Origin of the sequence: Pelomonas dachongensis (genome assembly GCF_043555865.1) — a bacterium.
Classification (GTDB): Bacteria; Pseudomonadota; Gammaproteobacteria; order Burkholderiales; family Burkholderiaceae_C; genus Pelomonas; species Pelomonas dachongensis.
Genome location: NZ_JBIGHY010000003.1, coordinates 449,164 through 475,220, shown reverse-complemented (window position 1 = coordinate 475,220; position 26,057 = coordinate 449,164). Strand labels below are relative to the sequence as shown.

The following is a 26,057-nucleotide window of genomic DNA, read 5'->3' as shown; positions in this document are numbered from 1 at the left end:
CCGATGCGCTTCGAGGCCGAGTACGGCCCGGTGTGGGACGCCTTCGCCGAGCAGGTCGCGCTGGCCCGCCAGGGCAAGCCGGTGGACGGCGCGCTGCTGGCCGCGCGCTACCGGCGCGTCTGCGAGAACCTGGCGCTGGCGCAGTCGCGCGCCTACCCCATCCACCTGGTGGCGCGGCTGGAGGCGCTGGCGCAGGACGCGCACCAGATCATCTATCGCCGCCAGGACTACGGCCTGCACCGCCTGGGCCGCCTGCTGCGCGTGGATCTGCCCCGCGCGGTGCGCGCCGAAGGCCGCCTGGTGCTGGTGGCGCTGGCGCTGTTCGGGCTGCCGCTGCTGCTGTCGTTCCTGCTGGCATTGACGGGCCCCGACTTCGCGCTGCGCCTGCTGGATGCCGGCCAATTGCGACGTTACGAGTCCATGTACGCCGATGGCAACAGCGCGCTGGGGCGGCTGCGCAACGCCGGCGACGACTGGTACATGTTCGGCTTCTACATCTTCAACAACGTCGGTATCGGCTTCCGCTGCTTCGGCGCCGGCATCCTGGCCGGCGTGGGCAGCGCGTTCGTGCTGGTCTACAACGGCTTGCTGATGGGCGCCGTCGCCGGGCACCTGACGCGGGTGGGCCTGGGCCACAACTTCTGGCCCTTCGTGGCCACGCACGCGGCGTTCGAGCTGACGGGCATCGTGCTGGCCGGCGCGGCCGGCCTGCGCATGGGCCTGGGCTGGCTGGCGCCGGGCCGCCAGACGCGGCTGGAGGCGCTGCGCGCCGCCGCGCTGGTCGCCGTGCCGCTGGTCTATGCAGCGTTCTTCCTGCTGGTGGTGGCGGCGGTGTTCGAGGCCTTCTGGTCCAGTGCGGCCTGGATCGCGCCGGCGGTCAAGTACGGCGTGGCCGGCCTGTGCTGGTCCCTGGTGCTGGCGTGGCTGCTGGCCATGGGCCGGGGAGGCACGCATGCGCGTTGACGGCCTGGCCATCGCGCTGCGTCCGCGCAGCCAAGGCGAAGCCTGCGACCTGGGTGCAGCGCTGGTGCGCAGCCATGCGCGCTCGATCTGGCGCTGCTTCACGCCGCTGCTGCTGGTCGTGGGTCTGCTGGCGCTGTGCACCGTGGACGTGGCCGGCTGGCTGCCCCTCGTCATCGTGTTCTGGCTCAAGCCCTGGCTGGACCGCAGCCTGCTGTTCGTGCTGTCGCGCGCGGTGTTCGGCGAGGCGACGGGTTGGCGCGACCTCTGGCAGGCGCGCCGCCACGTGCTGGGCGGGCAGCTGCTGCGCACGCTGCTGTGGCGGCGCTTCTCGCCGTGGCGGGCCTACACCCAGGCCATCGACCAACTGGAGGCGCAGCGCGGCTCTGCGCGGCGCCAGCGGGCGCGGCTGATGCTCAACGACAACCGCGGTGCCGCCATGGCGCTGCAGACCGCCTTCGTGCACGCGGAGGCCGTGCTGGTCTACGGGCTGGTGGCGTTGCTGTGGTGGTTCGCGCCTGAGAACCGCAGCAGCGATATCTGGGACTGGTTCTTCAACCCCGGTGCGCACGCCGCCGGCCAGCTGGGCCTGGATCTGGTGATGGCGACGGGCTACCTGGCTGTCGTGCTGTTCCTGGAGCCGTTCTACGTGGCGGCGGGGTTCGCGATGTACCTGAACCGGCGCGTCGCGCTGGAGGCCTGGGACATCGAGCAGGAGTTCCGCCGTGCGTTCGCGTGAAGGCCTGGCACTGGCGGTGCTGTGCATGGCGCTGACCGCTGCCGCAGCGCCGCCGCCCGCCGCGCCGGCCATGAGCGCGAGCGCCGTGCAGGCCGCGGCCAGCGCGGTGGCGGCCGACCCGCTGCTGCCCGGCAAGCAGACGGCGAAGCGGCTGCGCTTGAAGCAGCCGGACGAGAAGAAAAAGAACAAGTCCGACAACAACGACGCCCGCTGGTGGATGGACCTGCTCGACAACCTGTCCACCGGCCTGCGCGTGGCCATGTGGCTGGTCGGCGCAGGCCTGCTGGTTGCGGTGCTGCTGCGCCTGCGCGACTGGCTGCGCCTGCGCGCCGGCGGCCCGGCGCTGGCGGCGTTGCCGCCCACCCACGTGGGCACGCTGGACATCCGGCCCGAGAGCCTGCCCGACGACATCGGCGCTGCCGCGCGCGCATTGGGGCAGCGCGGCGAGCAGCGTGCGGCGCTGTCGCTGCTGTACCGCGGCGCGTTGTCGCGGCTGGTGCATGCCCACGGCGTGCCCATCCGCGCGGCCAGCACCGAGCGGGAATGCCTGGCGCTATCGGCGCTGCGGCTGGCGCCCGCGTCGCAGGCCTTCCTGGCGGATCTGGTGGCCGGCTGGCAGGCGGTGGCCTATGCGCGGCGCGAGCTGCCGGCCAACGCGCTGGATGCGCTGTGCCAGGGCTTCGACGCGCAGCTGCCGGTGGCGGGGAGGGCGGCATGACGGTGCGCCGGCTGGCCTGGCTGCTTGCCGCCGCGGCACTGCTGCTGCTCGGCTGGTGGCTGACCACGGAGACCGAATGGGTGGACGACGAGCGTGCGCGCCCGGCGCGCGGCGAGGCGCGCGACAACCCGGTCTACGCGTTCGAGCAGCTGCTGCGCCGGCTGGGCATGACGGTCGCGCACCACGAGGCGCTGGCGACGCTGCCGCCGCCGGGCGCGCGGCTGCTGCTGCTGTCCCATGATTGGGAGCTGGTGCCCGGGCGCGCTGCGCAGCTGCGCCAGTGGGTCGAACAGGGCGGCCACCTGGTTCTGACGCAACCGTCCGACTGGGACGACACGGCCTTGAAGACGTGGGTGCCGGTCTCGGAGGTCTACGTGAGCAAGTCGGAGCGCCAGCCCCGGCCGGTGCCTGAAGGGCCGTCGGCCCCGCGTGCCAGGCGCCCGGCGTCGCAGGGCCCCACGGAGCTGCAGTCCACGCCGCCGCTGTGGGACGGCACCGCATGGGTCGCCGCCTGTCACGGTTTCGAACGGGAATGGTTCCTGCGCGCCCAGCGCGGCCAGGCGCCGGTGTGGACGCTCGCCCAGGTGGACGGCACGCGCAAAACGCAAGCGCTGCTGGCGCAGCAGGCCGAGGCGCTCGACGCCGTCCGGCCCGCCTCGTCCCGGTCCGCACCGTCCGAGCCCGCCGCGCAGGCCATGCGGCTGCCCATCGGCCAGGGCAGCGTGACGGTGCTCAACGTCAATGCCCGCATCTTCCACAACGCAGGCGCGCTGGACTGCGAGCACCCGCTGCTGTTGGCCGCCGCCGTGCAGGCCGAGCCCGGCGCCGTGGCCTGGATCTACCTGCAGGAAAAGCGTGAAGCCCTGCTGCCCTGGCTGTGGCACGGCGGCTGGATCGCCATCGTCGCGCTGCTGCTGGCGCTGGCGGCGGCGCTGTGGCGCGCGGCCGTGCGCTTCGGCCCGCGCCTGGCGCCAGCGCCGCGGCTGCGGCGCTCCATCTCCGAACAGGTGCGCGGCCTGGGCGCCTATCTGCACGGCACGGGCCGCGAAGCCTTGCTGGCGGCGCAGCAGCGCGCGCTCGTCGAGCAGGCAACGCGCAGTCTGCCGCGCTTTGCGCGCCTGCCGTCCGCCGAGCGCGCCCGCGCCATTGCCGACGCGACCGGCCTGCCGGCCCTGGACCTCGCCGCCGCGCTGACCGCGCGCTTCAGCACCCGGGCCGAGCTGGCGCAGCGCCTGCAGGTGCTGGAGACGGCGCGGCGTCGGCTCCTCCGACATCTCCAAGAAAGACCCACCCCATGATCAAGCCCGAGGAACTCAAGCTCGCCACGCAGTGGCTGCACGCGCTGCGCACCGAGATCGCCAAGGCCGTCGTCGGCCAGACGCAGGCCGTGGAGCAGATGCTGGTGGCCGTGGTGGCGTCGGGCCACGTGCTGGTGGAGGGCGTGCCGGGCCTGGGCAAGACGCTGCTGGCGCGTGCGCTGGCGCAGGCGCTGAGCCTGCAGTACGCGCGCGTCCAGTTCACGCCCGACCTGATGCCGGCCGACGTCATCGGCCACAGCGTGCTGGACGACACCGGCTCCGGCCTGGGCCGCCTGCGCGTGCGCCATGGCCCGGTGTTCACCAACCTGCTGCTGGCCGACGAGATCAACCGCGCGCCGGCCAAAACGCAGAGTGCGCTGCTGGAGGTGATGCAGGAGTACCAGGCCACGCTGGAGGGCGAGACGCTGCCACTGCCGCGGCCCTTCCTCGTCATGGCCACGCAGAACCCGGTGGACACCGAAGGCACCTACCCACTGCCCGAGGCGCAGCTCGACCGCTTCCTGCTGCAGGTGCGGGTTGGCTACCCCAGCCACGACGAGGAAGCGGCGATGGTGCAACTCGTCACCACCGGCCGCGCCGGCCACGAGCTGCCGCTGGAGGCCGTGAAGCCGGCGCTGGACGACGTGCAGGTGCTGGAGCTGCAGCGCCTGGCCGGCCTGGTGCACGCCGACGCCAAGGTGGTGGACTACGCGGTGCGCGTGGTGCGCGCCACCCGCGGCTGGCCGGGGCTGGACGTGGGCGCGGGCCCGCGAGGCAGCGTCGCGCTGGTGCGCACCGCGCGTGCCACGGCGCTGATCCACGGCCGCGACTTCGTCACACCCGACGATGTGGCCGCCCAGGCCCTGGCCGTGCTGCGCCACCGCGTGACGATGGCGCCCGACGCGCAGATCGAGGGCCGCGATGTCGACGAGCTGCTGCAGGCCGCGCTCGACAGCGTGGAGGCACCACGGCTTTGAAGCCCGCCGGGCGTCACCGCCGCATCGTGCTGCCCACGCGGGCGGCCATTGCCGTGCTGGCGGGGCTGGGCCTGGCCGCCGCAGGGGCGCTGGGCCTGGGTGTACCGCTGGCGCTCGTCGCGCCGCTGGGCACGGGGTTGCTGCTGGCGCTGCTGGCGGTCGCGGCGCTGGACCTGTGGCGCAGCTTGCGGCTGTGGCGGGCCGGCGGCCTGCGCATCGAGCGGCGCCTGCCGGCCGCGTTTGCCATCGGCGCGCGCACCGAGCTGAAGCTGGCGCTCGTCAACCCCGGGCCGCTGGACTGGCGGCTGCAGATGTTCGACGAGCTGGACCCGCTGTTCGACTTCGAAGGCCTGCCGCAGCGGCTGCACATCGCGGCGCACAGCCGCAGCGAGACGAGCTTCCACGCCACGGCGAGGCAGCGCGGCATGGCCACGCTCGGGCTGACTCAGCTGCTGTGGCGCACCCGCGCGGGGGCGTTCGAGGTGCGCGAGCGCCTGGGCGCCGAGCAGCAGCTGCGCGTGTACCCGAACTTCGCTGCACTGGCGCGTTATGCCTGGCTGTCGGGAGATCGGCGCCTGGCTCAGATCGGCATCAAGAACTTCGTGCAACGCGGCCAGGGGACGGACTTCCGCCAGCTCGCGGAGTACCGGCGCGGCGACCCGCTGCGCCACCTGGACGTGAAGGCGTCGCTGCGCCACCGCCGCCCCGTCGTGCGCGAGTACCAGGACGAGCGCGACCAATGCGTGATGTTCCTGCTCGACTGCGGCCGCCGCATGCGCGCCGACGAGCAGTCGGCCGGTGCCGGTGAGACCAGCCACTTCGACGACGCGCTGGACGCGCTGATGCTGCTGTCCTACGTGGCGCTGACTGAGGGCGACGAGGTCGGCGCGATGACCTTCGGCTGCGAGGAGCACGCGCGCCGTGACTGCGCGCCGCGCAAGGGCATGGGCACGCTGAACGTGCTGATGAACAAGATGCACGACCTGCAGCCCGGCGGTCACCATTCCGACTACCTGGACGCCGCCCAGACGCTGTCGCGCCGGCTGCGCCGCCGTTCGCTGGTCATCGTCCTGACCAACTTCCGCGACGAGGACTCGCCCGAGCTGCAGCCCGCGCTGCGCCTGCTGCGCCAGCGCCACCTGGTGTTGCTGGCCAGTCTGCGCGAGACGGCGCTCGGCCGCATCGCGGGCCAGGCCATCAACGACACCGACGACGCGGTGGCCGTGGCCAGCGCGCACCTGCTGTCACAGGCCCGCCACGACGCCTTCGCGCGCGTCGTCGACCACGACCGGCTGTCCATCGACGTCGAACCCCAGGCGCTGGCCGCCACGCTGGTGAACCGGTATCACCAGGTCAAGCGCGCCGGGCTGCTGTGAACCACGTTTTTTCCAGGGAGAACCCATGACAGAACAGACCATGAACCAGTACGCCCCGCCCCGCGCCCATGTGGCCGACCTGCACACCGATGGTGTGGGCGAGCTGAAGCTCTTCTCGGCGCAGGGCCGCATCGGGCGGCTGCGCTACCTGGCCTATGCGACGGTGGCGTCACTGGTCCACGGCATGGTCTCGGGTGTGCTGACGGTGGCCCTCATCAGCTCGACGACGGCGGTGACGGCGGTGAGCCTGCTGGCGCTGGCGGTGCTGCTGTGGTTCAGCGTCATCACCGGTATCAAGCGCTGCCACGACATGGGCATCAGCGGCTGGTGGACGCTGACGTCCATCATCCCAGTCATCGTGTTCGCGTGGATCTTCTGGCCCGGCAGCCGCGGCGCCAATCGCTTCGGCCCGCCGCCGCCGCCCAACAACTGGGGCGTGCGCATCCTGGGACTGATCCTGCCGGTGGTCTGCTTCGTCGGCATCCTCGCCGCGGTGGCGATCCCGCAGTACAAGGTGTACACCGACAAGGCCAAGGCGCGCGCCGCCCAGGAAGCGGCGCGCTGAACGTGGCGGCCTGAGCGTTCAGGCCGTTGCCTCGCGGCCCTGCCGCGTGGCGGCCGTGCGTGGGGCCAGCAGCAGGTACAGCAGCGGCCCGAATGAGCCGGCCGAGACCGTGATGAGCGCATACGGCCACACCGTGCGGCCGGTGCGCCGCGCGTCGCCGACCATCCAGACCAGTGCGAGGCCGGACAGGATGATGAAGTCCAGCAGCAGCTGCCAGGTGCCGATGTTGGCCATGCAGGCTTCCCACAGGCCCACATAGCCCAGCTCCCACATCACGTACAGCGAGTAGGCGCCGAAGGCGGCGAAAACGGCGGCGGTGGCGATGAACGCGGCGGGGCGCATGGCTTTTCTCCAGGGGGTTGAAAGTGGCGCCATGCTCGGCAACCGGGTGCATGGCCGCAATGACCTCGCAGGTCATCGCCGTGCCGCGGGCCGCGCCGCAGAATGCGCCGCATGACCGCCACCCTTGCCACCCTGCGCAAGTCGCGCCGCGTCAGCCAGCTGGAGCTGTCGCTGCGCGCGGGCGTCTCGCAACGCCACCTGAGCTGCATCGAGACCGGCCGCGCGCGCGCCGGCCGCGAGACGCTGATCGCGCTGCTGGACGCGCTGTGCGCCTCGCTGGAGGAGCGCAACCAGGCGCTGCTGGCCGCCGGCTACGCGCCGGCCCATGCCGAGCGCGCGCTGGACGCGCCCGAGATGGCGCCGGTGCGCGCGGCGCTGGAGCAGCTGATCCACGCCAACGGCGCGGCACCGGCGCTGGTGCTGGACGGCGAGTACAACGTGGTGATGGCCAACGCCGGCCTGGCACGGCTGCTGGCGTTGTTGGGGCTGCCGGCCGACGCGATGCTGGCCCAGCCGCTGAACCTGCTGCGCGCCGTGTTCGCGCCGGGCGGCCTGCGCGCGCTGTGCGTGGACGAGGCCTGGCTGTGCAATGAGATGTGGGCCCGCGCCAGCCGCGAGGCCGAGCACCTGCCGCGGCTGCGGGCGCTGCTGGACGAGCTGCGGCCCACGCTGCAGCCCTGGGTCGCGCAGGAGGCCGCGAGCCACCTGCCGGTGCTGGCGTTCCGGCTGCGCGCCGCCGACGGCCGCACGCTGAGCTTCTTCTCCACCGTCACCAGCTTCGGCACGCCGCTGGACATCACGCTGGCGTCGCTGAAGGTGGAGCACCTGTTCCCGGCCGACGAGATCACCCGTCGGGCGCTCGCCGACAGCCGCGCCAGCTGACCCGGACGGCGCTCAGAACTGCGTCATGCGGCCCGGCAGACTGTCGAAGCTGGTTTCGATGCCCTCGCGCCGGGCGTTCTCGCGCGTCGACATCCACACGGGCACCGCGTCTGCCGGCATCGGGCTGGCGACGTAGAAGCCCTGCAGCACGTCGCAGCCGAGTTCCCGCAGGATCTGCAGTTGCGCTTCGGTTTCGATGCCCTCTGCCACGACCTGCATTCGCACGGCGTGCGCGAGCTGGACGATGGCATCGACGACGGCGCGCGCCTCGGCGCTGATCTCCAGGTCGACGACGAAGCTGCGGTCGATCTTCAGCTGCCGGGCGGGGATGCGGCGCAGATGGGCCAGCGATGAGTAGCCGGTGCCGAAGTCGTCGATGGACAGCCGCACGCCGAGCGCGGCGATGCGGTCCAGCGTGCCGCGTTCCTCCACCGAGTTCTCCATCATGGCCGACTCGGTGATCTCGCAGGTCAGCCGCGCCGGGTGCAGGCCGTGCTTGCGCAGGGTCTGCTTCATGCGGTCGACGAGATCGGGCTGGCGCAGCTGGTGGGGCGACAGGTTGATGGCGACGCGCGTGTGCAGGCCCTGCCCATGCCAGCTGGCCAGCTGCGCGCAGGCCTGCTCCAGCACCCAGTTGCCGATGGCGCCAATCAGGCCGAAACGCTCCGCCAGCGGGATGAAAACGCTCGGTGGCACGGTGCCGAAGCGGGCATGCTCCCAGCGCAGCAGCGCCTCCAACCCGTAGATGCGGCCGTGCACGCTGTCGACCTTGGGCTGGTAGGACAGCGTCAGGTCACCGCGCTCCAGCGACTCGCGCAGCGCCTGCTGCATGAGCACCTGCTCGGTGCCGCCATCCACCATGCTGTCGTCGTAGGGCATGCAGGTGCTGCCGCCCACGCGCTTGGCTGCGTACATGGCCGCGTCCGCGCACGCCAGCAGGCGGTCACCGGCGGACTCCTGGTCCGGGTGGACGACGACCCCAATGGAGCACGACAGCGACAGCTTCTGGGTGCCGACGGCGAAGGGCCGCTTCAGCGCATCGATGATGCGCGCGCCCAGCCGCAGCGCGTCCTGTCCGGCGTCGGGCGACTCGATCAGCGCGACAAATTCGTCGCCGCCCAGGCGCGCCAGCACGTCGCCCTCGCGCACGATCATGCGCAGCCGCTTGGCCACCTCGCGCAGCACCTCGTCGCCGGCAGCGTGGCCGAACGAGTCGTTGATGGGCTTGAAACCGTCCAGGTCCATGAACATCACGGCCAGCCTGGCGTGGTGGATGGCCGGGTCGTTGGCGTCCGACCGCAGCTTCAGCGCCTGCTCCAGCCGTTCGGTGAAATACGCCCGGTTCGGCAGGCCGCACAGCGGGTCCTCGAACGCCCGGCGCTGCAGCGCATCGTTGGCGCGGCGCAGGTCGATGTTGGTCTGATGCAGCGACTCGGCGAGCAGCCCGATGCGGCTCTCGGCGGCCTTGCGCTCGGTGATGTCGCGCGACAGCGCGATGAAGCGAGCCGCCTTGCCGTCGCCCGGCTTGCGCGCCACCGACAGTTCGAACCAGCGCGCGCCGCCGGGCATGTGCAGGCGGTACTGTCGGCCCGTCGAGCGGCCCATGCGCGCGGCCTCGGCGATGGCCGCCAGGCCCATATCGACGAGCTTGGGCGACAGCGCCTCGCTGAGCGTGCGGCCTTGCAGCGCGCGCAGATGGGGGGCCAAGTCCTCCGTCGCCGGCACATGGCATTCGAGGAAGCGGCCCTCCGAATCGAGCTCGAACAACAGGTCGGGCAGTGCCTGCAGGATGGCCTTGGTGCGGGCCTCGGCGGTTTGCAGTTCGCGCTGCAGGCCGTTGTTGCGCAGCAGGTGGCTCACCCGGTGCCCGAGGATGGACCAGTTGATCGGCTTGACGATGAAGTCCGTCGCACCGGCCTCGTAGGCGCGCTGTACGGAGACCACGTCGTCCATGCCTGTGACCATGACGATGGGCAGCAGGTCGCCGGCCTCGGCGCGCAGCCGGCGGCAGACTTCGTAGCCGTCGACCTCGGGCATGTCGACGTCCAGCAGCACCATGGTGTGCGGTGACTCGCGGAACGCGTCGAGCGCTTCGCGGCCGTTGGCGGTCAGCGTGACGTCCAGGCCCAGCTTGCGCAGTGCCGCCCGCATCAGCGTGCGTGTACCGGCCTCGTCGTCGGCAAAGAGCACGCGGGTCCCGGCGGCGTTCATGCCAGCTCCTGCAGCAGCGCGTTCAGCTCGACCTGCACCTGCGCGTGTTCCTGGCGGGCCTGGTCCAGCCACGGCCGGGCGCTGCGTGGGTCGGCGCTGCGGGCGCTGCGCTCGATCTCGCCGAACAGCCTGGAAAGCTCAAGGGCGCCGGCATTGCCGGCCGTCGATTTCAATGTGTGGGCCAGGCGAGCCGCGTCCTGCGGGCGGTCCTGTAGCAGCGCGGTGTGCAGCGCCACCAGCCCCGGTCCGGCGGCATCCAGGAAGCCTGACACGACCTCGCGCAGCAGGCTCGAGCCGCCTGCCTCGTCCAGTTCTATCAGCGTGGCGATGGTCGCCGAGGCGATGCGTGCCCGTCCTGCGGGCAGTGGTGCGGGCACCACGGCGGCCTGCGCGGGGCCGGTGCCGGCGGCCAGCCACGGGGCCAGCGCCGCCGCCAGGGTGGCCAGCGCGAAGGGCTTGGCGACAAAGCCATCCATGCCGGCATGCTGGCAGCGGGCGCGGTCGTCGGCCGTGGCATTCGCTGTCAGCGCGACGATGGGCAGACGGCCACGGCCGTCGGGCAGCGCACGGATCGCGCGGGTGGCCGCGTAGCCGTCCATGCCTGGCATCTGGCAGTCCATCAGCACGGCGTCGAAAAGATGCAGGCGCACCTGCTCGACGGCCGAGACGCCGTCCTGGGCGACCTGCCAGGTCACGCCCAGCCGGCGCAGCATGCCGATGGCCACGGCGCGGTTCACGGGGTGGTCCTCGGCGAGAAGTACATGGCCTTGCAGCCGCGCGGGCGCGGCCAGGGGTGCGGTGGATGGCGCCGAGCTGTCGCCGTCGGCCATGCGCAGCGTCACGGTCACCGTGAAACGCGTGCCCCGGCCCGGGAGGCTCTGCACCGTGATGTCGCCGTCCATCAGCGCCGCCAGCTCGCGGCAGATGGCCAGGCCCAGGCCGGTGCCGCCGAAGCGGCGCGTCATTGATTCGTCCACCTGCGAGAAGCGCTCGAAGATGCGGGCCTGTGCCTCGGGCGGGATACCGATGCCGGTGTCCTCAACGGCGATGCGCACGCGGGCCAGGTCGGCGGCGGGCTCGTGCCGCACGTTCACGCTGATACCGCCCTGCTGCGTGAACTTGATCGCGTTGGCGACCAGGTTGGCGACGATCTGGCGCAGCCGCAAGGGGTCGCCAATCAGGTGTGCGGTGCCCAGCATGGGGTCGCAGTCCATCCGCAGCGTCAGTCCCTTGGCCTGCGCGGGCTGCGCGAACATCAGCCGCACGTCTTCCAGCACCTGTGGCAGGTCGAACGCCACCGCCTCCAGCGGCAGACGGCCGGCCTCGATGCGGGAGGCGTCCAGCACATCGTTGATCAGCGCGAGCAGGTGCCGGCCGGAGGCCCGCACGGCGTCGGCCCAGCTGCGTTGCTCGGGGTTCAGCGGGCTGTCGATCAGCAGCTCGTTCATGCCCAGCACGCCGTTGAGCGGCGTTCGGATCTCGTGGCTCATGGTGGCGAGGAAGGCGCTCTTCGTCTGCGCCATCTGCTCGGCGGCGGCGCGGGCCTGCTCCAGCGCCCATTGCGCCGAGAAATCCTTGCGCACGATGAACTCGCGCCACCAGCCCACCCCGGCTGCCAACATGAACAGTGTGACCACGTGATAGAGCCAGTAGGCCAGTTCGGCCACGGACTGGCCCGGGTGCCACCACAGCGTGGCGCCGAACGCGAACAGGATCACCAGGCCCGCCAGCAGCGCGACGCGGAACTGAACGCCCAGCACGACGAAGCAGTAGAACTCGAGGAAGGTGAAGTTGAGGATGCCTACCCACGACCTCAGTCCCTGGCCACCTTCCGCGTCGATGCGCAGCAGGATCCAGAACAGGCACAACGACAGCGCGGCGATGAAGCCGCCAAGCATGCCCTGCCAGTGCCGCCGGGCCTGGGGCAGGAAGGTGTAGGCCAGGGCGAGCATCAGCCCCGGCACGGCGACCTGCAGACGCAGCCAGTTGGCCGCCAGCTCCGGTTCGACCAGCCAGTCGACAAGAAAGTCGCCGGCGACCAGCAGCATGCCCAGCACCAGCGCCGCCTGCGCATAGCGGTAGTAGAAGGACAGGTAGTGCGCGCCGAACCGCTGCTCGAAGGCCTCGGATGTGAACCTCAGCATGAGCCGCAGCGGCAACGCGGGCGCCGGTTCCCCAGCGGTGCTCAGCGGGTCATCAAGCGAACGCGTGGCCACCACTTTCCCCCCTGGACGGGTTGCGGCGTCAGTGCCCAACCCGCGTGCTTTCTGGCCCCGTGTCAGACCTGGGGCGGTGACGGCCAGTCACGGGCCGCGCCCGCAATGTTGACTGCCTTGTCAATTTCGCCCGATCTTATAGAGCGCCCGACGCCATGGCGCCAGCCCGGCCGCGAGCCGGGCGCCGTGCGCGTGGCTTTTGCCGCGTTTGCAGGCCCGGCATCCAGGCGCGCACAACCTTGGGTATCGTGGCGGTCTTCCCAACCCTAGCGGTCGCCATGCCCGCCGTCCTCGATCACCTGCTCGTCCCCGCCAGGGACCGCCGCGCCGCCGCCGAGCGGCTGGCCGCCATCCTCGACGTGCCGTGGTCCGCGCAGGCGGCCATGGGGCCCTTCAGCGCGGTCTATGTGTCGGACGACCTGACGCTGGACTTCGACGAGGTCGCGGCGGGTGCCGTGCCGCTGCAGCACGTGGCGTTTCGCGTCAGCGACGCCGAGTTCGATGCCCTGCTGGCGCGGCTGCAGGCGCTGGGCATCGCCTGGCGCAGCACGCCCGGCGGGCCGGACGACTTCCAGGTCAACCCCCACGGCGGCGGGCGCATCGTCTACTGGCGCGAGCCCGACGGGCATGCCTGGGAGGCGCTCACGCGCAGCTACGCGCGGCGCCCCTGACGCGCGGTGTCAGATGGTCAGCTAGCGCTCGGCGTCCTTCGCCTTGCGGCGGGCTGAGGCAGCCCTCAACGCCGGCTTGAGTAAACACCTGTTGCATCCACCGGCCGCTCGGTCGCGCCACAACACATGTGTGCACGTCTCGCAGCGTCTTGGTCGGCCCCGCGCGGCGTCCTCCTACAGACCTCACGGCTCAGCAGCCTAAGGTTGGACGTGCAGCACCGAACGCGGTGCGGCACTTGTCAACTGAAGGAGTGATCCATGTCCAACGTGAACCAGAACCAGCAGCCCGGCAACAAGCAACAGCAGCAGGATCAGGGCCGCAGCCCGTCGCAGAACCAGAACCAGCAAGGCGGTGCGCCCAACCAGGTGTCGCAGCAGGGCGGCCAGCGCGATCCGTCGCGCCCGCAGAACAGCGACATCGAGCGTCAGAACCCGGGCGGCCAGCGCAACCGCTGACCATGCAGATCTGCAGCACCTCCCGAAACGGGAGGAGGGGCGCATCGTCACGTCCGCCAGCCACCGATCGCCCGGAGGCCCGTGGTTGAGTGGATGACGACGACGCCCCGCACGAACGCCATGCACTGCATGGCGTTCGCCGTTTCAGCGGCTCACTCGAACAGATGACCCAGGTCGTGGTGGCCCATGTGGTCGGCCTTGGTGCGCAGGTAGCGCTCGTTCTCCGGCCCGGGCCGCGTCAGTGACGCTTCGCGCTGCACGACCTCGATACCGAACTCGGCCAGCGCGGCCATCTTCAGCGGGTTGTTGGTCAGCAGCCGGATGCGGTTGACGCCCAGCGCGCGCAGCATGCAGGCGGCCGCGTCGTAGCGGCGCGCGTCGATGGGCAGGCCCAGCTGGGCGTTGGCCTGGATGGTGTCGGCACCCGCGTCCTGCTCGGCGTAGGCGCGCAGCTTCTGCACCAGGCCGATGCCGCGCCCCTCGTGGCCGCGCATGTAGACGATGGCGCCCCGGCCCTGGGTGGCAATGCTCTTCATCGCCGCCTCCAGCTGCGGCCGGCAGTCGCAGCGCAGCGAGCCGAACACCTCGCCCGTCATGCACTCGGAGTGCACGCGCACCAGCGGCGGCTCGTCGCCGGCCGTCAGGTCGCCCATGCTCAGCACCACATGCTCCTGGCCGGTGTCGCCCTCGCGAAAGCCATGGATGGCGAATTCGCCGAACGGCGTGGGCAGGCGGGTGGAGACGATGCGTTCGATCTTCATGCCCCGATTGTCGTGGCTGCCCGCGCCGCGGGCCGGGCGCAGGAAAGTTGGCCCATGTGGCTCGCAGGGTTTGCCGAATGGACGTCGGTTGCCGATGAGATGACATTGGCCGCCCGAACCGGCAGCACCTGCCATCAGCGAAGAGGCCATGACAACAAGACGACACCTCACCTGCATCGCCATGACGGCGCTGCTGCTGGCCTGGGCCGGCGCCGCACAGGCGGCGGCCACGCGCGACGAAATCACGCGGGAGGCGCTGCTGCGCGGCTACACCACGGCGGACGCCGAGGCCCGCTACAAGGCGCTGCAGAACCGCAGCATCACGGCCAGCACGCCAGCGGCCAACGCGATCGCCAGCGGGCTGGGCGTGCTGGCGGCCAATGCACAAAGGCGCATGGACGAAGACAGCCGCAACAACGAGCGCATGTGGCTGCTGCTGGAGGCCGACCTGGACGTGCCGATGGAGACCCGGGGCGAGCTGGAAGCGCTGCAGGCGCTGCTGGACGCGCATGTGGACCCGCAGGACTACAACATCGCTGCGCGGCGCCGCATGGTGCAGTTCGCGCTGCACCAGCGCCGGCACGCGCAGCACTTCTTCCCGTCGTCCAACCCCGCGCGCGCGGCCGAGATCCTGCGGCGCAACGCCTATTCGGCGCAGCATTTCTACCCGTGGGCGGCGCTGACGCTGGCCAAGCTGTACCTGACGGGCCGCGGCGTGCCGCGCGATGAAGGCGAGGCGCTGCGGCTGGTGTCGCTGTGTGAGACGGCGCGGCCCGGAAACTTCCCGAAGAAGGAGGCGATCCCCGGCGACATCGTCGCCTGCCTGCTGCTGAAGGCGCGCATGCACCGCAACGGCTGGGGCGCACCGCCCGATGAGGCCGCTGCCGGCGCGGCCGAGCGGGCCGCCGAATCGGCCTACGCCAGCGCCACCCGCCGCCGCCTGACGGCGGCCGAGTTGGCCCCGCTGTTCCGTTGAAGAAGGCGCGCCATGCACCGCACCCCGTTTTTCCGACTCTTTCTGCTGGCGTTGTGCCTGGCCGCCGGTCCGCTGTCGGCACAGACCCCGCCCGCCAGCCTGCTGGCGCCGGCCGCCTGGCAGCTCGACGGCGGCTCGCAATGGCAAGGCGGCCATCTGCAGGTGGCCGCATCGCCCGAGGACCGCGTCGTGCACACCGCCACGCGGCCTGTCACGCTGCCGGCCGGCGCCAGCTGGCGCGCCAGCGTCACGCTGGCCGCCGTGCAGCCTGAAGCCACGGATGCCACGCTGGGCCTGACCCTGCATGGCGCCGACGGCACCGTCATCGCCGTGCTGCTGCGCCCGCGCGAGCGCGACCTCGTCGTCTCCCGGGCCATCCAGCAGAAGTGGATCGGTCCGCTGCTGCGCCGCGTGCCTGCGCCCAGCCTGGCGGGCGACGCCGGCGCGCCGCACACGCTGGTGGTGGACAGCCAGGGCAGCCGGCTGACCGTGTCGGTGGATGGCCAGGAGGTCGGGCGCAGCGAGGTCTACGACCTGGAGCCGGTGCGCATCGGCGTGCGCAGCTCGCGCGGTCAGGCGCTGGTGCAGGCGCTGACACTGGAGGCCACGGGTGTGGATGAGCGGCTGGCGCGCTTGTCCGGCGCGCGTGCGCTGCCTGGCGCCGTGGTGCTGCTGCAGGAAGGCTTCCAGACGAAGCGCTCCGCCGCTGGGGCCGCCAAGGCGGTGACCGGCCTGTTCGGCAAGCTGCTGGGCAAGGGCGATGACGGTGCGCAGGCCGGCGCCAGCGATGACGCCTGGGGCGACAACTGGGCCGATGACGGCAGCCGTTTCGAGCGCGACACGGGCCGCAAGCGCCTCGTGCTGGAAGGCTTGCGCGACGAGACCGCTGCGTGGACCGTGCCCGCCAGCCGCTTCCCGCTGGATTACGCCGGCACGGCCGTGACCGCCCGCGTGCGCGTGCAGGGCAGGGGAGAGGACCACCGCGCCGGCGTGATGCTGCAGGGCCGCCCGTCTGCCACGGCCAAGCAGGCCGAGGGCAGGGCGTTGCTGACGGCGATGTGGGGCGAGAACACGCTGTGGCTGCACGAGTACGACGCCGCCAAGGACAAATGGCAGCTGCTGCGCAGCGTGCCCTGGCCTGCCGATGGCGCGGCCGAGATCACGCTGCGACTGGTCACGAGCGACGACAAGGCCTGGGTGTTCGTCGATGGCCGACTGGTCGCGCACCACGCCAACGTCGAGCCGCTGCGCGTCGGCGGCGGCGGGCTGCGCGCCGAAGGCCGCACGCGGCTGGAGGCCAGCAGCTTCGTCATCAGCGAGATCTGACGGGCGACCCCACCGCGGCACGACCGGCATGGGGGCGGTAGGCTGCGGGTTTGCCGTTTTTGGAGCCTGCCATGACCCGCCCATCCGCCTCCTCGTGCACCTTCACCCGCCCCGACGGCGGCACCGTCAGCGGCTATCTCGCCGAAGCCGTTCAACCGCTCGGCGCGGTCGTCGTCATCCAGGAATGGTGGGGCCTGAACGACCAGATCCGCGGCGTGGCCGACCGCTTCGCGTCAGCCGGCTTCACGGCGCTGGTGCCCGACCTGTACCGGGGCAAGCGCACGGTCGAGGCCGAAGAGGCGCACCACCTGATGACCGATCTGAACTTCGGCGACGCCGCTTCGCAGGACGTGCGGGGCGCGGTGAGCTACCTGAAGGGCCTGAAGCTCGGCAGCGGCAAGGTCGGCGTGACCGGCTACTGCATGGGCGGCGCGCTGACCGTGCTGGCTTCGACGATGGTGCCCGAGGCCGACGCCGCGGTGGTCTGGTACGGCATGCCGCCGCTGGAGTACGTGGACGCCAGCCAGATCAAGATCCCGCTGCAGGCGCACTGGGCCACGCAGGACGAGTTCTTCGCCATTGCCGGCGTGGACGGCCTGGAGGCCAAGCTGGCCGAAGCCAGCGTGCGCTACGAAGGCCACCGCTACCTGGCGCACCATGCGTTCGCCAACGAGCAGGCGCAGGGCCCGGGGCGCATCCCGCAGACGCAGTACGACGCGGCGTGGGCGCAGGTGGCGTGGGACCGGGCGATGCGGTTCTTCGGGCGCGAGCTGGGCTGACGGTGGACCGCTACTCGCGCTTGAACAGCTCCATGAACGCCGGATTCAGGAAGAGCTTTTCGCGGCCCACCTTGTGCTCGTGCAGGATGCCGATGGCGGCCAGCTCCTTCAGGTAGGCGCTGGCCGTCTGGCGCTTGGCCAGGCCGGCGTCCACCACATGGGCGATGCGGCAGTAGGGCCGCGAACACCAGTTCAGCCAGCTCGCGTGAATAGATCTGGCTGGCGTCCCTGCGCATGCGTTCGGCGGTTTCGTTCAGCAGGTGCCGCAACGCCACCACCTTGTTCATGGTTCACGTCGCGGTCTCGGTCACGCCTTTGAGCATGAACAGCAGCCAGGGCTGCCAGGCGCCCGTTGTGGTGACCGCCTGCACCCCGTTGCAGTAGTCGGCCTTGTTGCGCAGGATGTGCCGGCTCAGGGTAGAGCACGGGAATGTCCAGCAGGCCTTGTTCCACCAGGTAGAGCAGGTTGAGCACCCGCCCCGTGCGGCCGTTGCCTTCGGTGAACGGATGGATCGCCTCGAATTGGTAGTGGCTCGCTGCCATGCGCACCAGGGAGTCCACGTGCTCGCTGCCGGGCAGGGTGCCATGCATCCAGCGCTCCCAGGTGGCGAGCTTCTCGCGCAGCAGGGCTTCCCCCTCGGGCGGGGTGTAGATCACCTGCCCGGTGCGGTCGTTGGTCAGCGTCGTGCCCGGCGTGCGGCGGATGTCCATATCGACACCCTGGATGGAGCGGCAGACCTGCACGGCGGTGTTGGTGCTCAAGGGCCGGCTGGCCAGTGCCTGGAAGCCCTCCCACAGCGCAGTGCGGTAGCGCAGCGCTTCCTTGGTGGCGGGATCGGCCTCGGCTTCGCTGGTGCGTCGAACAGGAACATCTGGTCCGTGGTGGTCACGATGTTCTCGATCTCGCTGCTGTCCTGCGCTTTCAGCAGCGGGCTCGAATTGATCAGAACGCCCTGATTCGGGATCAGTTGCCCGGCCGCTTTCGGCTCCGCGACCGCCGCGCGGGCGGCGATACAGGCCTTCAGCACCGCGCGCGACTCCACCTCCGCCTGCGGAGGAAGTGCCGGCAGGTCGTTGTACGGCTGCTGGGGGTCGCAGGTCATGTGTCGACGAACCTTTTGCGAATTGACAAATTAGAAGGATGTGTCGACTCCATCGACATGATCACCTGACGCGTCGATCATTCAAAGAAAACTCGACACGTTCATCAGAACGGCAGCGCATTCGTCGACTTCACCTCCTCCATGACGGCGTAGGTCCGCGTCTCCCGCACGCCCGGCAGCGTCCAGATGACGCTGCCGATGAACTCGCGGTAGGCGGCCATGTCGCGCACGCGGGTCTTCAGCAAGTAGTCGAAGCCGCCGGCCACCAGGTGGCATTCCAGGATCTCGGGCCGGGCCTGCACGGCGGCCTTGAAGGTGTCCATCACGTCCATCACCGTGCGGTCCAGGTGCACCTCGATGAAGACCAGCATTGCCGCGCCCAGCTTGGCCGGGTTCAGCCGTGCCTCGTAACCCAGGATGTAGCCGTCGCGGGTCAGCCGCTTCACGCGCTCCAGCACGGCGGTGGGCGACAGATGCACGGCCTCGGCCAGCTTCAGGTTGGAAATCCGCCCGTCGGCCTGCAGCACGCGCAAGATGCGTTCGTCGATCTTGTCGAGTCGGCTGGCGTCGTCGTTCATCTGGATTTATCTCTAGTCGTCGGCTAATGCTTGCAATTTAATCCATGAAACACATGGATAGAGTGCCAATCCTCACAGGAGGTTCTGCATGTCCACGCCGTTCGCCACCCCGCCCGAGTCGCCCCGCCTGCCCGATCCCTACCGGGCTGAAGGCCCCGTGGTGCAGGCCCTGGCCGCGCGCGTCGGCCCCGCGCTGGACTGGCCTGGCGTCCTCGCGATGGCGTCACCCTGGGTGCAGCAGGTTCGGCGCAACCCGGCGCCGTTCTGGGCCATGGAGTCGCTGCTGCGCGAGTACCCGATCACCAGCAGCGAGGGCCTGGCGCTGATGCGGCTGGCCGAGGCGCTGCTGCGCGTGCCGGACGCGCCCACCGCCATCGCGCTGACGGCCGACCAGCTGGGCCGCGCCGACTTCGACGGCGCAAGCGTTGGCAGCCCGCACAAGATGCTGGCGGCGCTCTCGGCGTCGGCCATCTCCATGTCCAAGCGCTTCCTGCCGGGCGCGCAGGACGAGGGCGGGATGTTCAAGCGCCTGGGCGCGCAGACCGTGGTGGCCGCGACCGTGCGCGCGATCCAGCTGCTGGGCCGGCAGTTCGTGCTGGGCCGCAACATCGACGAGGCGATGAGCGAGGCGGACGACGCACGCAAGCAGCAGAGGCAATTGCGCTTCAGCTACGACATGCTGGGCGAGGGTGCGCGCACCGAGGCCGACGCCGAGCGCTACCAGGCCGCGTACATCAACGCAATCAAGGCCATCGCGGCGGGTCAGCGCGCCGACAGCCCCGAAGCCTCCGACGGCATCTCCATCAAGCTCAGCGCGCTGTTCAGCCGCTACGAGGTGCTGCAGCGCAGCAGAGTGTTCGCCGAGCTGCTGCCGCGCGTGTGGCAACTCATCGAGCTGGCGGCCAACGCCAACGTCAACCTGACCATCGACGCCGAGGAGGTCGACCGCCTGGAGCTGTCGCTGGACGTGCTGGAAACGCTGGCCGCGCGCATTGCCCTCGTCCACCCGCAGTGGCGCGGCTTTGGCCTGGCGGTGCAGGCGTACCAGACACGCGCGCTGGCCGTCGTCGACGAGGTGGCGGCCATCGCCCGCAAGCACGGCCTGCGCTTCATGGTGCGGCTGGTCAAGGGCGCCTACTGGGACGGCGAGATCAAGCGCGCCCAGGAGCTGGGCCTGGCGGCCTACCCGGTGTTCACGCACAAGCAGCACACCGACGTTTCCTACCTGGCCTGCGCCCGCGCGCTGATCCAGCATGCCGACGTCATCTACCCGCAGTTCGCGACGCACAACGCCGGCACCATCGCGGCCATCGTGCAGATGGCGCGCGCTGCCGGCGCGAAGTTTGAGATGCAGCGCCTGCACGGCATGGGCGAAGGTGTTTACCGCGAGGTGCTGAAGGACGGCAGCATTCCCTGCCGTGTCTACGCACCCGTGGGCGAGCACCGCGATCTGCTGGCCTACCTGGTGCGCCGGTTGCTGGAAAACGGTGCCAACTCGTCTTTCGTCCACCAGCTGGCCGACCCGACCGTGCAGGTGCCCGAGCTGCTGGGCTCGCCGTTGCTGGACGTGCGTGACACCAGCGCGCTGCCGCTGCCACCGGCGCTCTACCTGGACGGCGAAGGCCGCGGCCGCGCCAACTCCAACGGCGCCGACCTGACCGCGCCGCATCAGCGCGCGCCGCTGCAGGCCGCGCTGGACACGGTGCGCGTGGACACCGTGCCCGAGGCCACGGCCGCCGACGTCGATGCCGCCATGGCCCGCCTGCACGCCGGCTTCACCGCCTGGAACGCTACGCCCGTTGCGCAGCGTGCCGCCATGCTGCGCCGCGCTGCCGATGCGCTGGACGGGCGGCTGCCCGAGTTCTGCGCGCTGCTGGTCAAGGAGGCCTTCAAGACCCAGGCCGACTGCGTGGCCGAGGTCCGCGAGGCCGTGGACTTTCTGCGTTACTACGCTGACACCGCCGAGCACGATGCCGCCCACATGCAGGGCCGCGGCGTGTTCGTCTGCATCAGCCCGTGGAACTTCCCGCTGGCCATCTTCGCCGGCCAGGTCGTCGCTGCGCTGGTGGCAGGCAACACCGTCGCGGCCAAGCCGGCCGAGCAGACGCCGTTCGTCGCGCTGAAGATGGTCGAGCTGCTGCACGACAGCGGCGTGCCGGCCGACGCGCTGGCGCTGCTGCACGGCGCGGGCGAGACGGTCGGAGCCGGCCTCGTGGCCCACGCGCACACGGCGGGTGTGTGCTTCACCGGCTCCACGGCGGTGGCGCAGATCATCAACAAGTCATTGGCGAAGAAGTCCAACGCACCGGTCCCGCTGATCGCCGAAACCGGCGGCCTGAACGCGATGGTGGTGGACTCCACCGCGCTGCCCGAGCAGGTCATCGACGCCGTCGTGCAGAGCGCCTTCCGCTCCGCAGGCCAGCGCTGCTCGGCGCTGCGCCTGCTGTGCGTGCAGGACAGCATCGCCGACGGCGTCATCGAGATGCTGAAGGGCGCACTGCAACAGCTGTGGGTCGGCAAGCCCGAGCAGCTGGCCACCGACGTCGGCCCCGTCATCGACGACGAAGCCCACGCCGGTATCGGCCGCCACGTCGAGCGCCTGAAGCGCGAGGCGACGTTGATCGCTGAGGCGCCCGTGCACGACGCGCTGCCGCGCCAGATCCGCCCCGTCGCGTTCGAGATCCGTCGCGTTGCCGACCTGGGCGACGAGATCTTCGGCCCCGTGCTGCACGTGGTGCGCTTCAGCGGCCCGGTGGACGACGTCATCCGCGACATCAACGCGCTGGGCTACGGTCTCACGCTGGGCATCCAGACGCGCATCGACAGCCGTGCTGAACGGCTCGCCAGCCTGGCCAGCGTGGGCAACGTCTACGTCAACCGCAACATCATCGGCGCCGTGGTGGGCGTGCAGCCGTTCGGCGGCGAAGGCCTGTCCGGCACTGGCCCCAAGGCCGGCGGGCCGGACTACCTGCGCCGCTTCGCCGCCGAGCCGCGCATCGACGCGCCCGCTGCGCCGCTGCAGCTCGACGGCCCGCCCACGCCGCTGGCGCTGGGCGTGGAGGCGACGTGGCGCGGCACGCCGCTGGCCGAGCGCATCGCCACGCTGCGCCGCGGTGTCGACACGATGGATGCGCCCGCGGCCTTCGTGCTGCGCGACCTGTTCACTGCCGCGCAGGCGCTGTTCGCCGAAGCCGTGCTGCCCGGCCCCACTGGCGAAAGCAACACGCTGCGCCACCATGCCCGCGGCGCCTTCGCCGTCCTCGGCCGTGGCGAGGTGGGCCTGGCGGCGGCCGTTAGCGCGCTGCTGGCCGGCAACAGCGTCGTCTGGCTGGGTGGCGACGAGCGCGCGGCGCAGGCCCTGCTGCGCGCTGGCCTGCCGGCCCAGGCCTTGACGCTGCTGCCCGAGACCGCCACGGCCGGCGTGCTCGCCGCACCGGCCCTGGCCGGCGTCGCGCTGGCATCGTCGGACGCGGCGACTGCCCACCGCCTCGCGCAGATCCTCGCCGCACGTCCCGGCGCCATCCTGCCGCTGGTCACCGCGGCCGGCCATGTGCGCCAGCTCTACCGCTTCACGGCGGAGCAGACGCTGACGGTCAACACGGCAGCGGCGGGGGGCAATGCGGCGTTGCTGGCCGGCGGCCACTGACCGCCCACCCGCCTTTCAGTAGAAGCCTTCACGACGGCCATAACGCTGCGCGCGCTCGTGGTCGTGGCGCTCCGCATCGAAGCCCTCGCCCTGGATGGCGCGGTGCACCTCGCCGCTGGTCGGCAGCGCGCCCGGCCCGACGAAGCGCGCCGGGTCCCACAAGTGCGAGCGCAGGAAGGCCTTGGAACACTGCGTGTAGGCCTCCTCGATGTCCACGATCAGGCCCAGCGACGGCACCTTGCCTTCGACGGCGCTGGGGGCGAGCAGCGCCGCATCGGTGGTGATGACCGCGCGGCCGTTGACGCGGAAGGTATCCGCCGCACCCGGCACGATGAACAGCAGGCCCAGCCGCGGGTTGGCCAGCAGGTTGCGCAGCGAGTCCGCCAGCCGGTTGCCGGGCCGCTCCGGCACCAGCAGCGTGCGGTCGTCCAGGATGCGCACGAAGCCGGCGGGGTCGCCGCGCGGGCTCACGTCGCAGCGGCCCTGCGCGTCGCTGGTGGCCAGGCAAATGAAGGGCGACTGTTCGACGTACCGGCGGGTCGCGGCGTTGAGCCGGTCTGTGATCTTGGCGCAGACGATGGCGGCGGGCTCGCCGATGAGGGCGCGCAGCTGGGCCTCGGTGTGGATGAGCGCTGCAGTCAGGCGGTGGGCGGTGGTCATGGCTCGCGGGCAGGCATCGGAATGCCGCGATTGTGGTGGTCGCCCGCTCGGCTGGGGCAGGTCGGTCAGCGGTGGCGATCACCCGCGACGACGTTGTAAACCGCGAGGGCGATGTTTTTCAAGCCCAGCACGGTATAGACCCACGCCTTCTGCCATCGGCGTTGAACGACGAAGACGTGCTGGTGCCAGTTGCCGCGCCTGCGGATGGAACGGCCGCTGTGTATCAGCATGAAAGCCTGATCGTCCCCAACGGAGGCTTCGGCCAGCCGCGCAGCCTCGCCCAGAAAGAAAACCATCAGTTCCGCCGATGGCGTCTCGCCGCTATTGGGTTCGTGGCACAGCACAAAGCAGTGTCGCAACGCTGGCAGCCGGTACCTGACCAGAACGCAGGAACGTTCGGCATAGCCGTGCGGCTGCAGCACCTGTCGATCAAGCATCCATACGGGCACGCGGGCATTGTGCGAGCCACCGCAGAAAAGCAACCGGGATCAACTGCCGGCGCGCTGGGGCCGCCGCACGGCTCTCACCTTGCCGCTGCTGCCGCCCCCCGCGTAGAACAGATCGCAGCCATCGGACTCCAGCCCGCTGACGCCGGTGCCCGCAGGCATCTGCAGCGTCTGCAGCACGGCGCCGCTGTCAGCGTCGATGTGGCGGATCTCGCTCTCGTCGCCTTCCCAGGTGCCGTGCCACAGCTCTCCGTCAACCCAGGTCACGCCGGTGACGAAGCGGTTGGTCTCGATGCTGCGGCGCACCGCGCCGGTGGCGGGGTCGATCTGCACGATGCGCCGGTCGCGGTACTGGCCCACCCAGAGGCTTCCTTCGGCCCAGGCCAGGCCCGAGCAGCTGTTGCCTGGCGCCGGGATGGTGGCGACGACGGCGCCGGAGGCGGGGTCGATCTTGGCGATGTGCGATGCGGCGATCTGCCACAGGTGCCGGCCATCGAAAGCCGTGCCGGCGTCGCAGGCCTGTGGCAGCCGCTGCTGCACGTCGCCGCTGGCCGGCGCGATGGCGAGCAGCGCCGCACCCGTCGCGGCCCAGACGCGCTCGCCGTCGTGCGTGACGCCGTGGATGGCAGGGCTGTCGTCGAAGGGGCCGTACTCGCGGACGATCTCGGCGGGGTGGGTGTTGGCGGTCATTGCGGGGTCCTCGTGTTGCAGCGCATGGCCGCCAATCTACGCAGACGGCGGCGCGGCGGGGAGTAACAAGATGGTCGTGAAACCGGCGAGATCGACCAAGGGCGGCGCCAGCCAGCGCCGCGCGCGCGTCTGGCCCACGGCGCAGACGTGGCCCGCTGCCTCTAGCTCGCCCAGCTCGCGCTGCACGTGGCGCTGGCTGCTGCCTAGCGCCAGCGCGAGTGCGGAGGTGGACCAGGCCGCGCCGTCGGCCAGCAGCGCCAGCAGCTCGCCTTGCCAGCTCTCTACCGGCGGCGCCAGCACCGCCACGGCGCGGCCGTGCAGTGGCTGCACCGCAAAGCCGTCCGGCGTGGCGGTGACGCTGGCCAGGTCGACCAGCAGCGCGCGTAGCCGGCCGATCTCCACGCGTAGCCGTGCGCGGTGCGTGTCGTCGGGCTCGCGCAGCCGGAACGCGCGGGTGATCAAGGCCTCGCGGCTGGCGTCGCCCGGCCAGGCCTCGGCCAGCGCGCGCGCCAGCGTGAACAGGATGGGCCGGCGCGCCAGCGCCAGCCAGGTGGCGCCTGCGCGCACGCCGTGGCGGCAGGCGTCCACGACCAGCGCGCCCGAGTCCAGCAGCGCGGCCACTTCGGACAGCCGCAGCGGCGTCGCGCTGCCGTCCGCGTTCACGCGCCGCGCGGCGGGTTGCTGCAGCACGGCCCGCGCATGCTCGACCTCGGCCTGCAGCGCAGGAATGCCAGCCCGCAGCGCTTCGTCCCCGGCGCGGGCCAAGGCGACCTGCGCGTCGTCGACCCGCAGCGCGCGCAACGCCAGTTCGGCCTGCGCCAGTGCCGCAACGGCGGCCGGCAGTGGCGCCAGCCCGGCGGTGTCGAGGTCGGCCAGCAGCGCGGCGGCGTCGGCCAGCCGGCCCAGCAGCAGCCAGCGCCGCGCTGCGATCAGCCGCGCCTGCATGGCATTGCCATGGTCGCCGCGGGCCTCCAGCGCGTGGCGTGCGGCCTCCAGCGCGCGCGGCGGCGCGCCGAAGTCGCGCAGCGCCAGCGCGACCTCGGCCTCGGCGACGACGCAGCGCGCCTTCGCCAGCGCCTCGTGCGTGCCGAAAGCCCGCGCCGCCTTCCGCAGCAGTTCGCGCGAGCGCGCCAGCTCGCCCAGCTGCGCCATCGCAATGCCGCGCAGCGCCAGCGCCGGCGCATCGTCGCGCAAGGCCACGTGCTTCAGCGCCTGCAACGCATCGCCGGCGGCCAGTGCACGGGCGGCGGCGGAGATCAGCGAGTCCATTCAAAAACAGCCGTCGAGGAAGGCCGCCGCCGCCCCGCTGAGGCCCACGATCTTGTCCGTGGCCTGGCGGTAGAGCTTGAAGTTCAGCTCGGTGTCGGGCCGGCCGTCGGCCCAGTCCGTAAACGGCTTCAGCTCGGTGCGACCCAGGCGGCGGGTGGCGAGCGCGGTGCGCTGCACCGTGACGCTGACGCGCGGCGTTTGGCGCGCCACGCCTGGCTTCTTCGGCGCGGGCGAGACGGCGGTGACCACGCCGCGCGCCACCAGCCCCGCGCCGCCTTCGTTCTCGCTGGCGAACAGGTAGATCACGTCGCCCACGGCGATGCACTTGCCGCCGTACATCGTCTTCTGTGCGGCGAAGACGAAGCGCGTGGCCTGCGGGTCGCGGATCTCGGCCTTGATGGCATACATGCCT

At 71.2% G+C, this 26,057-nt stretch carries 27 protein-coding genes; 14 read left to right on the top strand and 13 right to left on the bottom strand.

The annotated features are described in order from the left end of the window. The first annotated feature begins 3 nt into the window (after positions 1 to 3). Genes ACG02S_RS11270 through ACG02S_RS11240 form a run of 7 tightly spaced genes read left to right on the top strand, consistent with a single transcriptional unit; the run spans position 4 to position 6,633 of the window. Positions 4 to 963: a stage II sporulation protein M gene (locus tag ACG02S_RS11270; RefSeq protein WP_394470715.1), complete on the top strand. Its 960-nt coding sequence runs from the start codon at positions 4 to 6 to the stop codon at positions 961 to 963. Then, entirely contained in the window at positions 953 to 1,699 is a 747-nt protein-coding gene (locus ACG02S_RS11265; protein WP_394470547.1) for a hypothetical protein, read from the top strand. Before ACG02S_RS11270 ends, ACG02S_RS11265 begins: the two co-directional genes overlap by 11 nt. Next, positions 1,686 to 2,417, top strand: a complete 732-nt coding sequence (locus ACG02S_RS11260; protein ID WP_394470546.1) for a DUF4129 domain-containing protein — start codon at positions 1,686 to 1,688, stop codon at positions 2,415 to 2,417. The genes ACG02S_RS11265 and ACG02S_RS11260 overlap by 14 nt, the downstream gene beginning before the upstream one ends. Further along, positions 2,414 to 3,715 (top strand): DUF4350 domain-containing protein, encoded by a 1,302-nt coding sequence (locus ACG02S_RS11255; RefSeq protein ID WP_394470545.1) that lies wholly within the window; start codon positions 2,414 to 2,416, stop codon positions 3,713 to 3,715. The genes ACG02S_RS11260 and ACG02S_RS11255 overlap by 4 nt, the downstream gene beginning before the upstream one ends. Next, on the top strand, positions 3,712 to 4,692 hold the full coding sequence (locus ACG02S_RS11250; RefSeq protein WP_394470544.1) for an AAA family ATPase: 981 nt from the start codon (positions 3,712 to 3,714) through the stop codon (positions 4,690 to 4,692). Before ACG02S_RS11255 ends, ACG02S_RS11250 begins: the two co-directional genes overlap by 4 nt. Then, a complete protein-coding gene (locus tag ACG02S_RS11245) occupies positions 4,689 to 6,068 on the top strand; it encodes a DUF58 domain-containing protein (protein ID WP_394470543.1) in 1,380 nt (459 codons plus the stop codon). Before ACG02S_RS11250 ends, ACG02S_RS11245 begins: the two co-directional genes overlap by 4 nt. 25 nt (positions 6,069 to 6,093) lie before the next feature. Then, the gene (locus tag ACG02S_RS11240) at positions 6,094 to 6,633 is read left to right on the top strand and encodes a DUF805 domain-containing protein (RefSeq protein WP_394470542.1); all 540 of its coding nucleotides are present in this window, start codon (positions 6,094 to 6,096) and stop codon (positions 6,631 to 6,633) included. A gap of 18 nt (positions 6,634 to 6,651) precedes the next feature. Here the strand turns inward: ACG02S_RS11240 and ACG02S_RS11235 are convergent, their stop codons facing one another. Next, complete coding sequence (locus ACG02S_RS11235; RefSeq protein ID WP_394470541.1) at positions 6,652 to 6,975, bottom strand: DUF2834 domain-containing protein; 324 nt, start codon at positions 6,973 to 6,975, stop codon at positions 6,652 to 6,654. A 111-nt stretch (positions 6,976 to 7,086) separates the two neighbouring features. Between ACG02S_RS11235 and ACG02S_RS11230 the strand changes: the two genes are divergently transcribed. After that, positions 7,087 to 7,857: a helix-turn-helix domain-containing protein gene (locus ACG02S_RS11230; RefSeq protein ID WP_394470540.1), complete on the top strand. Its 771-nt coding sequence runs from the start codon at positions 7,087 to 7,089 to the stop codon at positions 7,855 to 7,857. 12 nt (positions 7,858 to 7,869) lie between these two features. Here ACG02S_RS11230 and ACG02S_RS26455 read toward each other — a convergent pair whose 3' ends face one another. Both ACG02S_RS26455 and ACG02S_RS11210 read right to left on the bottom strand, forming a co-directional pair. Further along, positions 7,870 to 10,068, bottom strand: a complete 2,199-nt coding sequence (locus ACG02S_RS26455) for a putative bifunctional diguanylate cyclase/phosphodiesterase (RefSeq protein WP_474103949.1) — start codon at positions 10,066 to 10,068, stop codon at positions 7,870 to 7,872. Further along, on the bottom strand, positions 10,065 to 12,212 hold the full coding sequence (locus ACG02S_RS11210) for an ATP-binding protein (RefSeq protein ID WP_394470539.1): 2,148 nt from the start codon (positions 12,210 to 12,212) through the stop codon (positions 10,065 to 10,067). The genes ACG02S_RS26455 and ACG02S_RS11210 overlap by 4 nt, the downstream gene beginning before the upstream one ends. A gap of 350 nt (positions 12,213 to 12,562) precedes the next feature. On the opposite strand from ACG02S_RS11210, the gene ACG02S_RS11205 reads away from it, so the two are divergent. Both ACG02S_RS11205 and ACG02S_RS11200 read left to right on the top strand, forming a co-directional pair. Further along, positions 12,563 to 12,955, top strand: a complete 393-nt coding sequence (locus ACG02S_RS11205; protein ID WP_394470538.1) for a VOC family protein — start codon at positions 12,563 to 12,565, stop codon at positions 12,953 to 12,955. Positions 12,956 to 13,213: 258 nt separating this feature from the next. After that, complete coding sequence (locus ACG02S_RS11200) at positions 13,214 to 13,411, top strand: hypothetical protein (RefSeq protein WP_394470537.1); 198 nt, start codon at positions 13,214 to 13,216, stop codon at positions 13,409 to 13,411. Positions 13,412 to 13,563: 152 nt separating this feature from the next. On the opposite strand, the gene ribA is transcribed toward ACG02S_RS11200, so the two are convergent. Beyond that, positions 13,564 to 14,172 carry a GTP cyclohydrolase II gene (gene ribA, locus ACG02S_RS11195; protein WP_394470536.1) on the bottom strand — a complete coding sequence of 203 codons (609 nt, stop codon included), beginning with the start codon at positions 14,170 to 14,172 and terminating at the stop codon, positions 13,564 to 13,566. A 148-nt stretch (positions 14,173 to 14,320) separates the two neighbouring features. Between ribA and ACG02S_RS11190 the strand changes: the two genes are divergently transcribed. From ACG02S_RS11190 to ACG02S_RS11180, 3 genes are all read left to right on the top strand, one after another. After that, the gene (locus ACG02S_RS11190; protein ID WP_394470535.1) at positions 14,321 to 15,148 is read left to right on the top strand and encodes an SEL1-like repeat protein; all 828 of its coding nucleotides are present in this window, start codon (positions 14,321 to 14,323) and stop codon (positions 15,146 to 15,148) included. A gap of 12 nt (positions 15,149 to 15,160) precedes the next feature. Further along, on the top strand, positions 15,161 to 16,474 hold the full coding sequence (locus tag ACG02S_RS11185; protein ID WP_394470534.1) for a hypothetical protein: 1,314 nt from the start codon (positions 15,161 to 15,163) through the stop codon (positions 16,472 to 16,474). Between the two features lie 71 nt (positions 16,475 to 16,545). Continuing rightward, positions 16,546 to 17,253: a dienelactone hydrolase family protein gene (locus ACG02S_RS11180; protein WP_394470533.1), complete on the top strand. Its 708-nt coding sequence runs from the start codon at positions 16,546 to 16,548 to the stop codon at positions 17,251 to 17,253. Between the two features lie 10 nt (positions 17,254 to 17,263). On the opposite strand, the gene ACG02S_RS11175 is transcribed toward ACG02S_RS11180, so the two are convergent. The 4 genes from ACG02S_RS11175 to ACG02S_RS11160 form a co-directional block, all read right to left on the bottom strand. Next, positions 17,264 to 17,407 carry a hypothetical protein gene (locus ACG02S_RS11175; protein WP_394470532.1) on the bottom strand — a complete coding sequence of 48 codons (144 nt, stop codon included), beginning with the start codon at positions 17,405 to 17,407 and terminating at the stop codon, positions 17,264 to 17,266. A gap of 38 nt (positions 17,408 to 17,445) precedes the next feature. After that, positions 17,446 to 18,015: a Fic family protein gene (locus ACG02S_RS11170; protein ID WP_394470531.1), complete on the bottom strand. Its 570-nt coding sequence runs from the start codon at positions 18,013 to 18,015 to the stop codon at positions 17,446 to 17,448. Next, positions 18,012 to 18,356 (bottom strand): Fic/DOC family N-terminal domain-containing protein, encoded by a 345-nt coding sequence (locus ACG02S_RS11165; protein WP_394470530.1) that lies wholly within the window; start codon positions 18,354 to 18,356, stop codon positions 18,012 to 18,014. The genes ACG02S_RS11170 and ACG02S_RS11165 overlap by 4 nt, the downstream gene beginning before the upstream one ends. A 104-nt stretch (positions 18,357 to 18,460) precedes the next feature. Beyond that, the gene (locus ACG02S_RS11160; RefSeq protein ID WP_394470529.1) at positions 18,461 to 18,934 is read right to left on the bottom strand and encodes an Lrp/AsnC ligand binding domain-containing protein; all 474 of its coding nucleotides are present in this window, start codon (positions 18,932 to 18,934) and stop codon (positions 18,461 to 18,463) included. An 88-nt stretch (positions 18,935 to 19,022) separates the two neighbouring features. On the opposite strand from ACG02S_RS11160, the gene putA reads away from it, so the two are divergent. After that, positions 19,023 to 22,580 (top strand): bifunctional proline dehydrogenase/L-glutamate gamma-semialdehyde dehydrogenase PutA, encoded by a 3,558-nt coding sequence (gene putA / locus ACG02S_RS11155; RefSeq protein ID WP_394470528.1) that lies wholly within the window; start codon positions 19,023 to 19,025, stop codon positions 22,578 to 22,580. A gap of 15 nt (positions 22,581 to 22,595) precedes the next feature. Here putA and ACG02S_RS11150 read toward each other — a convergent pair whose 3' ends face one another. From ACG02S_RS11150 to ACG02S_RS11130, 5 genes are all read right to left on the bottom strand, one after another. Continuing rightward, the gene (locus ACG02S_RS11150; RefSeq protein ID WP_394470527.1) at positions 22,596 to 23,240 is read right to left on the bottom strand and encodes a pyridoxamine 5'-phosphate oxidase family protein; all 645 of its coding nucleotides are present in this window, start codon (positions 23,238 to 23,240) and stop codon (positions 22,596 to 22,598) included. A 65-nt stretch (positions 23,241 to 23,305) separates the two neighbouring features. Next, positions 23,306 to 23,689, bottom strand: a complete 384-nt coding sequence (locus tag ACG02S_RS11145; protein ID WP_394470526.1) for a hypothetical protein — start codon at positions 23,687 to 23,689, stop codon at positions 23,306 to 23,308. 39 nt (positions 23,690 to 23,728) lie between these two features. Beyond that, positions 23,729 to 24,376, bottom strand: coding sequence for a Vgb family protein (locus ACG02S_RS11140; protein WP_394470525.1), 648 nt, complete (start codon positions 24,374 to 24,376; stop codon positions 23,729 to 23,731). A 36-nt stretch (positions 24,377 to 24,412) separates the two neighbouring features. Further along, a complete protein-coding gene (locus ACG02S_RS11135; protein WP_394470524.1) occupies positions 24,413 to 25,645 on the bottom strand; it encodes a helix-turn-helix domain-containing protein in 1,233 nt (410 codons plus the stop codon). Beyond that, positions 25,646 to 26,053: a hypothetical protein gene (locus ACG02S_RS11130; protein ID WP_394470714.1), complete on the bottom strand. Its 408-nt coding sequence runs from the start codon at positions 26,051 to 26,053 to the stop codon at positions 25,646 to 25,648. Between the last annotated feature and the right edge of the window lie 4 nt (positions 26,054 to 26,057).

Coding starts and splice junctions, on each gene's coding strand:
- ACG02S_RS11270 (WP_394470715.1), top strand. CDS start 4: ATGCGCTTCGAGGCCGAGTACGGCCCGGTGTGGGACGCCTTCGCCGAG.
- ACG02S_RS11265 (WP_394470547.1), top strand. CDS start 953: ATGCGCGTTGACGGCCTGGCCATCGCGCTGCGTCCGCGCAGCCAAGGC.
- ACG02S_RS11255 (WP_394470545.1), top strand. CDS start 2,414: ATGACGGTGCGCCGGCTGGCCTGGCTGCTTGCCGCCGCGGCACTGCTG.
- ACG02S_RS11250 (WP_394470544.1), top strand. CDS start 3,712: ATGATCAAGCCCGAGGAACTCAAGCTCGCCACGCAGTGGCTGCACGCG.
- ACG02S_RS11240 (WP_394470542.1), top strand. CDS start 6,094: ATGACAGAACAGACCATGAACCAGTACGCCCCGCCCCGCGCCCATGTG.
- ACG02S_RS11235 (WP_394470541.1), bottom strand. CDS start 6,975: ATGCGCCCCGCCGCGTTCATCGCCACCGCCGCCGTTTTCGCCGCCTTC.
- ACG02S_RS11230 (WP_394470540.1), top strand. CDS start 7,087: ATGACCGCCACCCTTGCCACCCTGCGCAAGTCGCGCCGCGTCAGCCAG.
- ACG02S_RS26455 (WP_474103949.1), bottom strand. CDS start 10,068: ATGAACGCCGCCGGGACCCGCGTGCTCTTTGCCGACGACGAGGCCGGT.
- ACG02S_RS11210 (WP_394470539.1), bottom strand. CDS start 12,212: ATGCTGAGGTTCACATCCGAGGCCTTCGAGCAGCGGTTCGGCGCGCAC.
- ACG02S_RS11205 (WP_394470538.1), top strand. CDS start 12,563: ATGCCCGCCGTCCTCGATCACCTGCTCGTCCCCGCCAGGGACCGCCGC.
- ACG02S_RS11200 (WP_394470537.1), top strand. CDS start 13,214: ATGTCCAACGTGAACCAGAACCAGCAGCCCGGCAACAAGCAACAGCAG.
- ribA (WP_394470536.1), bottom strand. CDS start 14,172: ATGAAGATCGAACGCATCGTCTCCACCCGCCTGCCCACGCCGTTCGGC.
- ACG02S_RS11190 (WP_394470535.1), top strand. CDS start 14,321: ATGACAACAAGACGACACCTCACCTGCATCGCCATGACGGCGCTGCTG.
- ACG02S_RS11185 (WP_394470534.1), top strand. CDS start 15,161: ATGCACCGCACCCCGTTTTTCCGACTCTTTCTGCTGGCGTTGTGCCTG.
- ACG02S_RS11180 (WP_394470533.1), top strand. CDS start 16,546: ATGACCCGCCCATCCGCCTCCTCGTGCACCTTCACCCGCCCCGACGGC.
- ACG02S_RS11165 (WP_394470530.1), bottom strand. CDS start 18,356: ATGACCTGCGACCCCCAGCAGCCGTACAACGACCTGCCGGCACTTCCT.
- ACG02S_RS11160 (WP_394470529.1), bottom strand. CDS start 18,934: ATGAACGACGACGCCAGCCGACTCGACAAGATCGACGAACGCATCTTG.
- putA (WP_394470528.1), top strand. CDS start 19,023: ATGTCCACGCCGTTCGCCACCCCGCCCGAGTCGCCCCGCCTGCCCGAT.
- ACG02S_RS11150 (WP_394470527.1), bottom strand. CDS start 23,240: ATGACCACCGCCCACCGCCTGACTGCAGCGCTCATCCACACCGAGGCC.
- ACG02S_RS11140 (WP_394470525.1), bottom strand. CDS start 24,376: ATGACCGCCAACACCCACCCCGCCGAGATCGTCCGCGAGTACGGCCCC.
- ACG02S_RS11135 (WP_394470524.1), bottom strand. CDS start 25,645: ATGGACTCGCTGATCTCCGCCGCCGCCCGTGCACTGGCCGCCGGCGAT.
- ACG02S_RS11130 (WP_394470714.1), bottom strand. CDS start 26,053: ATGTATGCCATCAAGGCCGAGATCCGCGACCCGCAGGCCACGCGCTTC.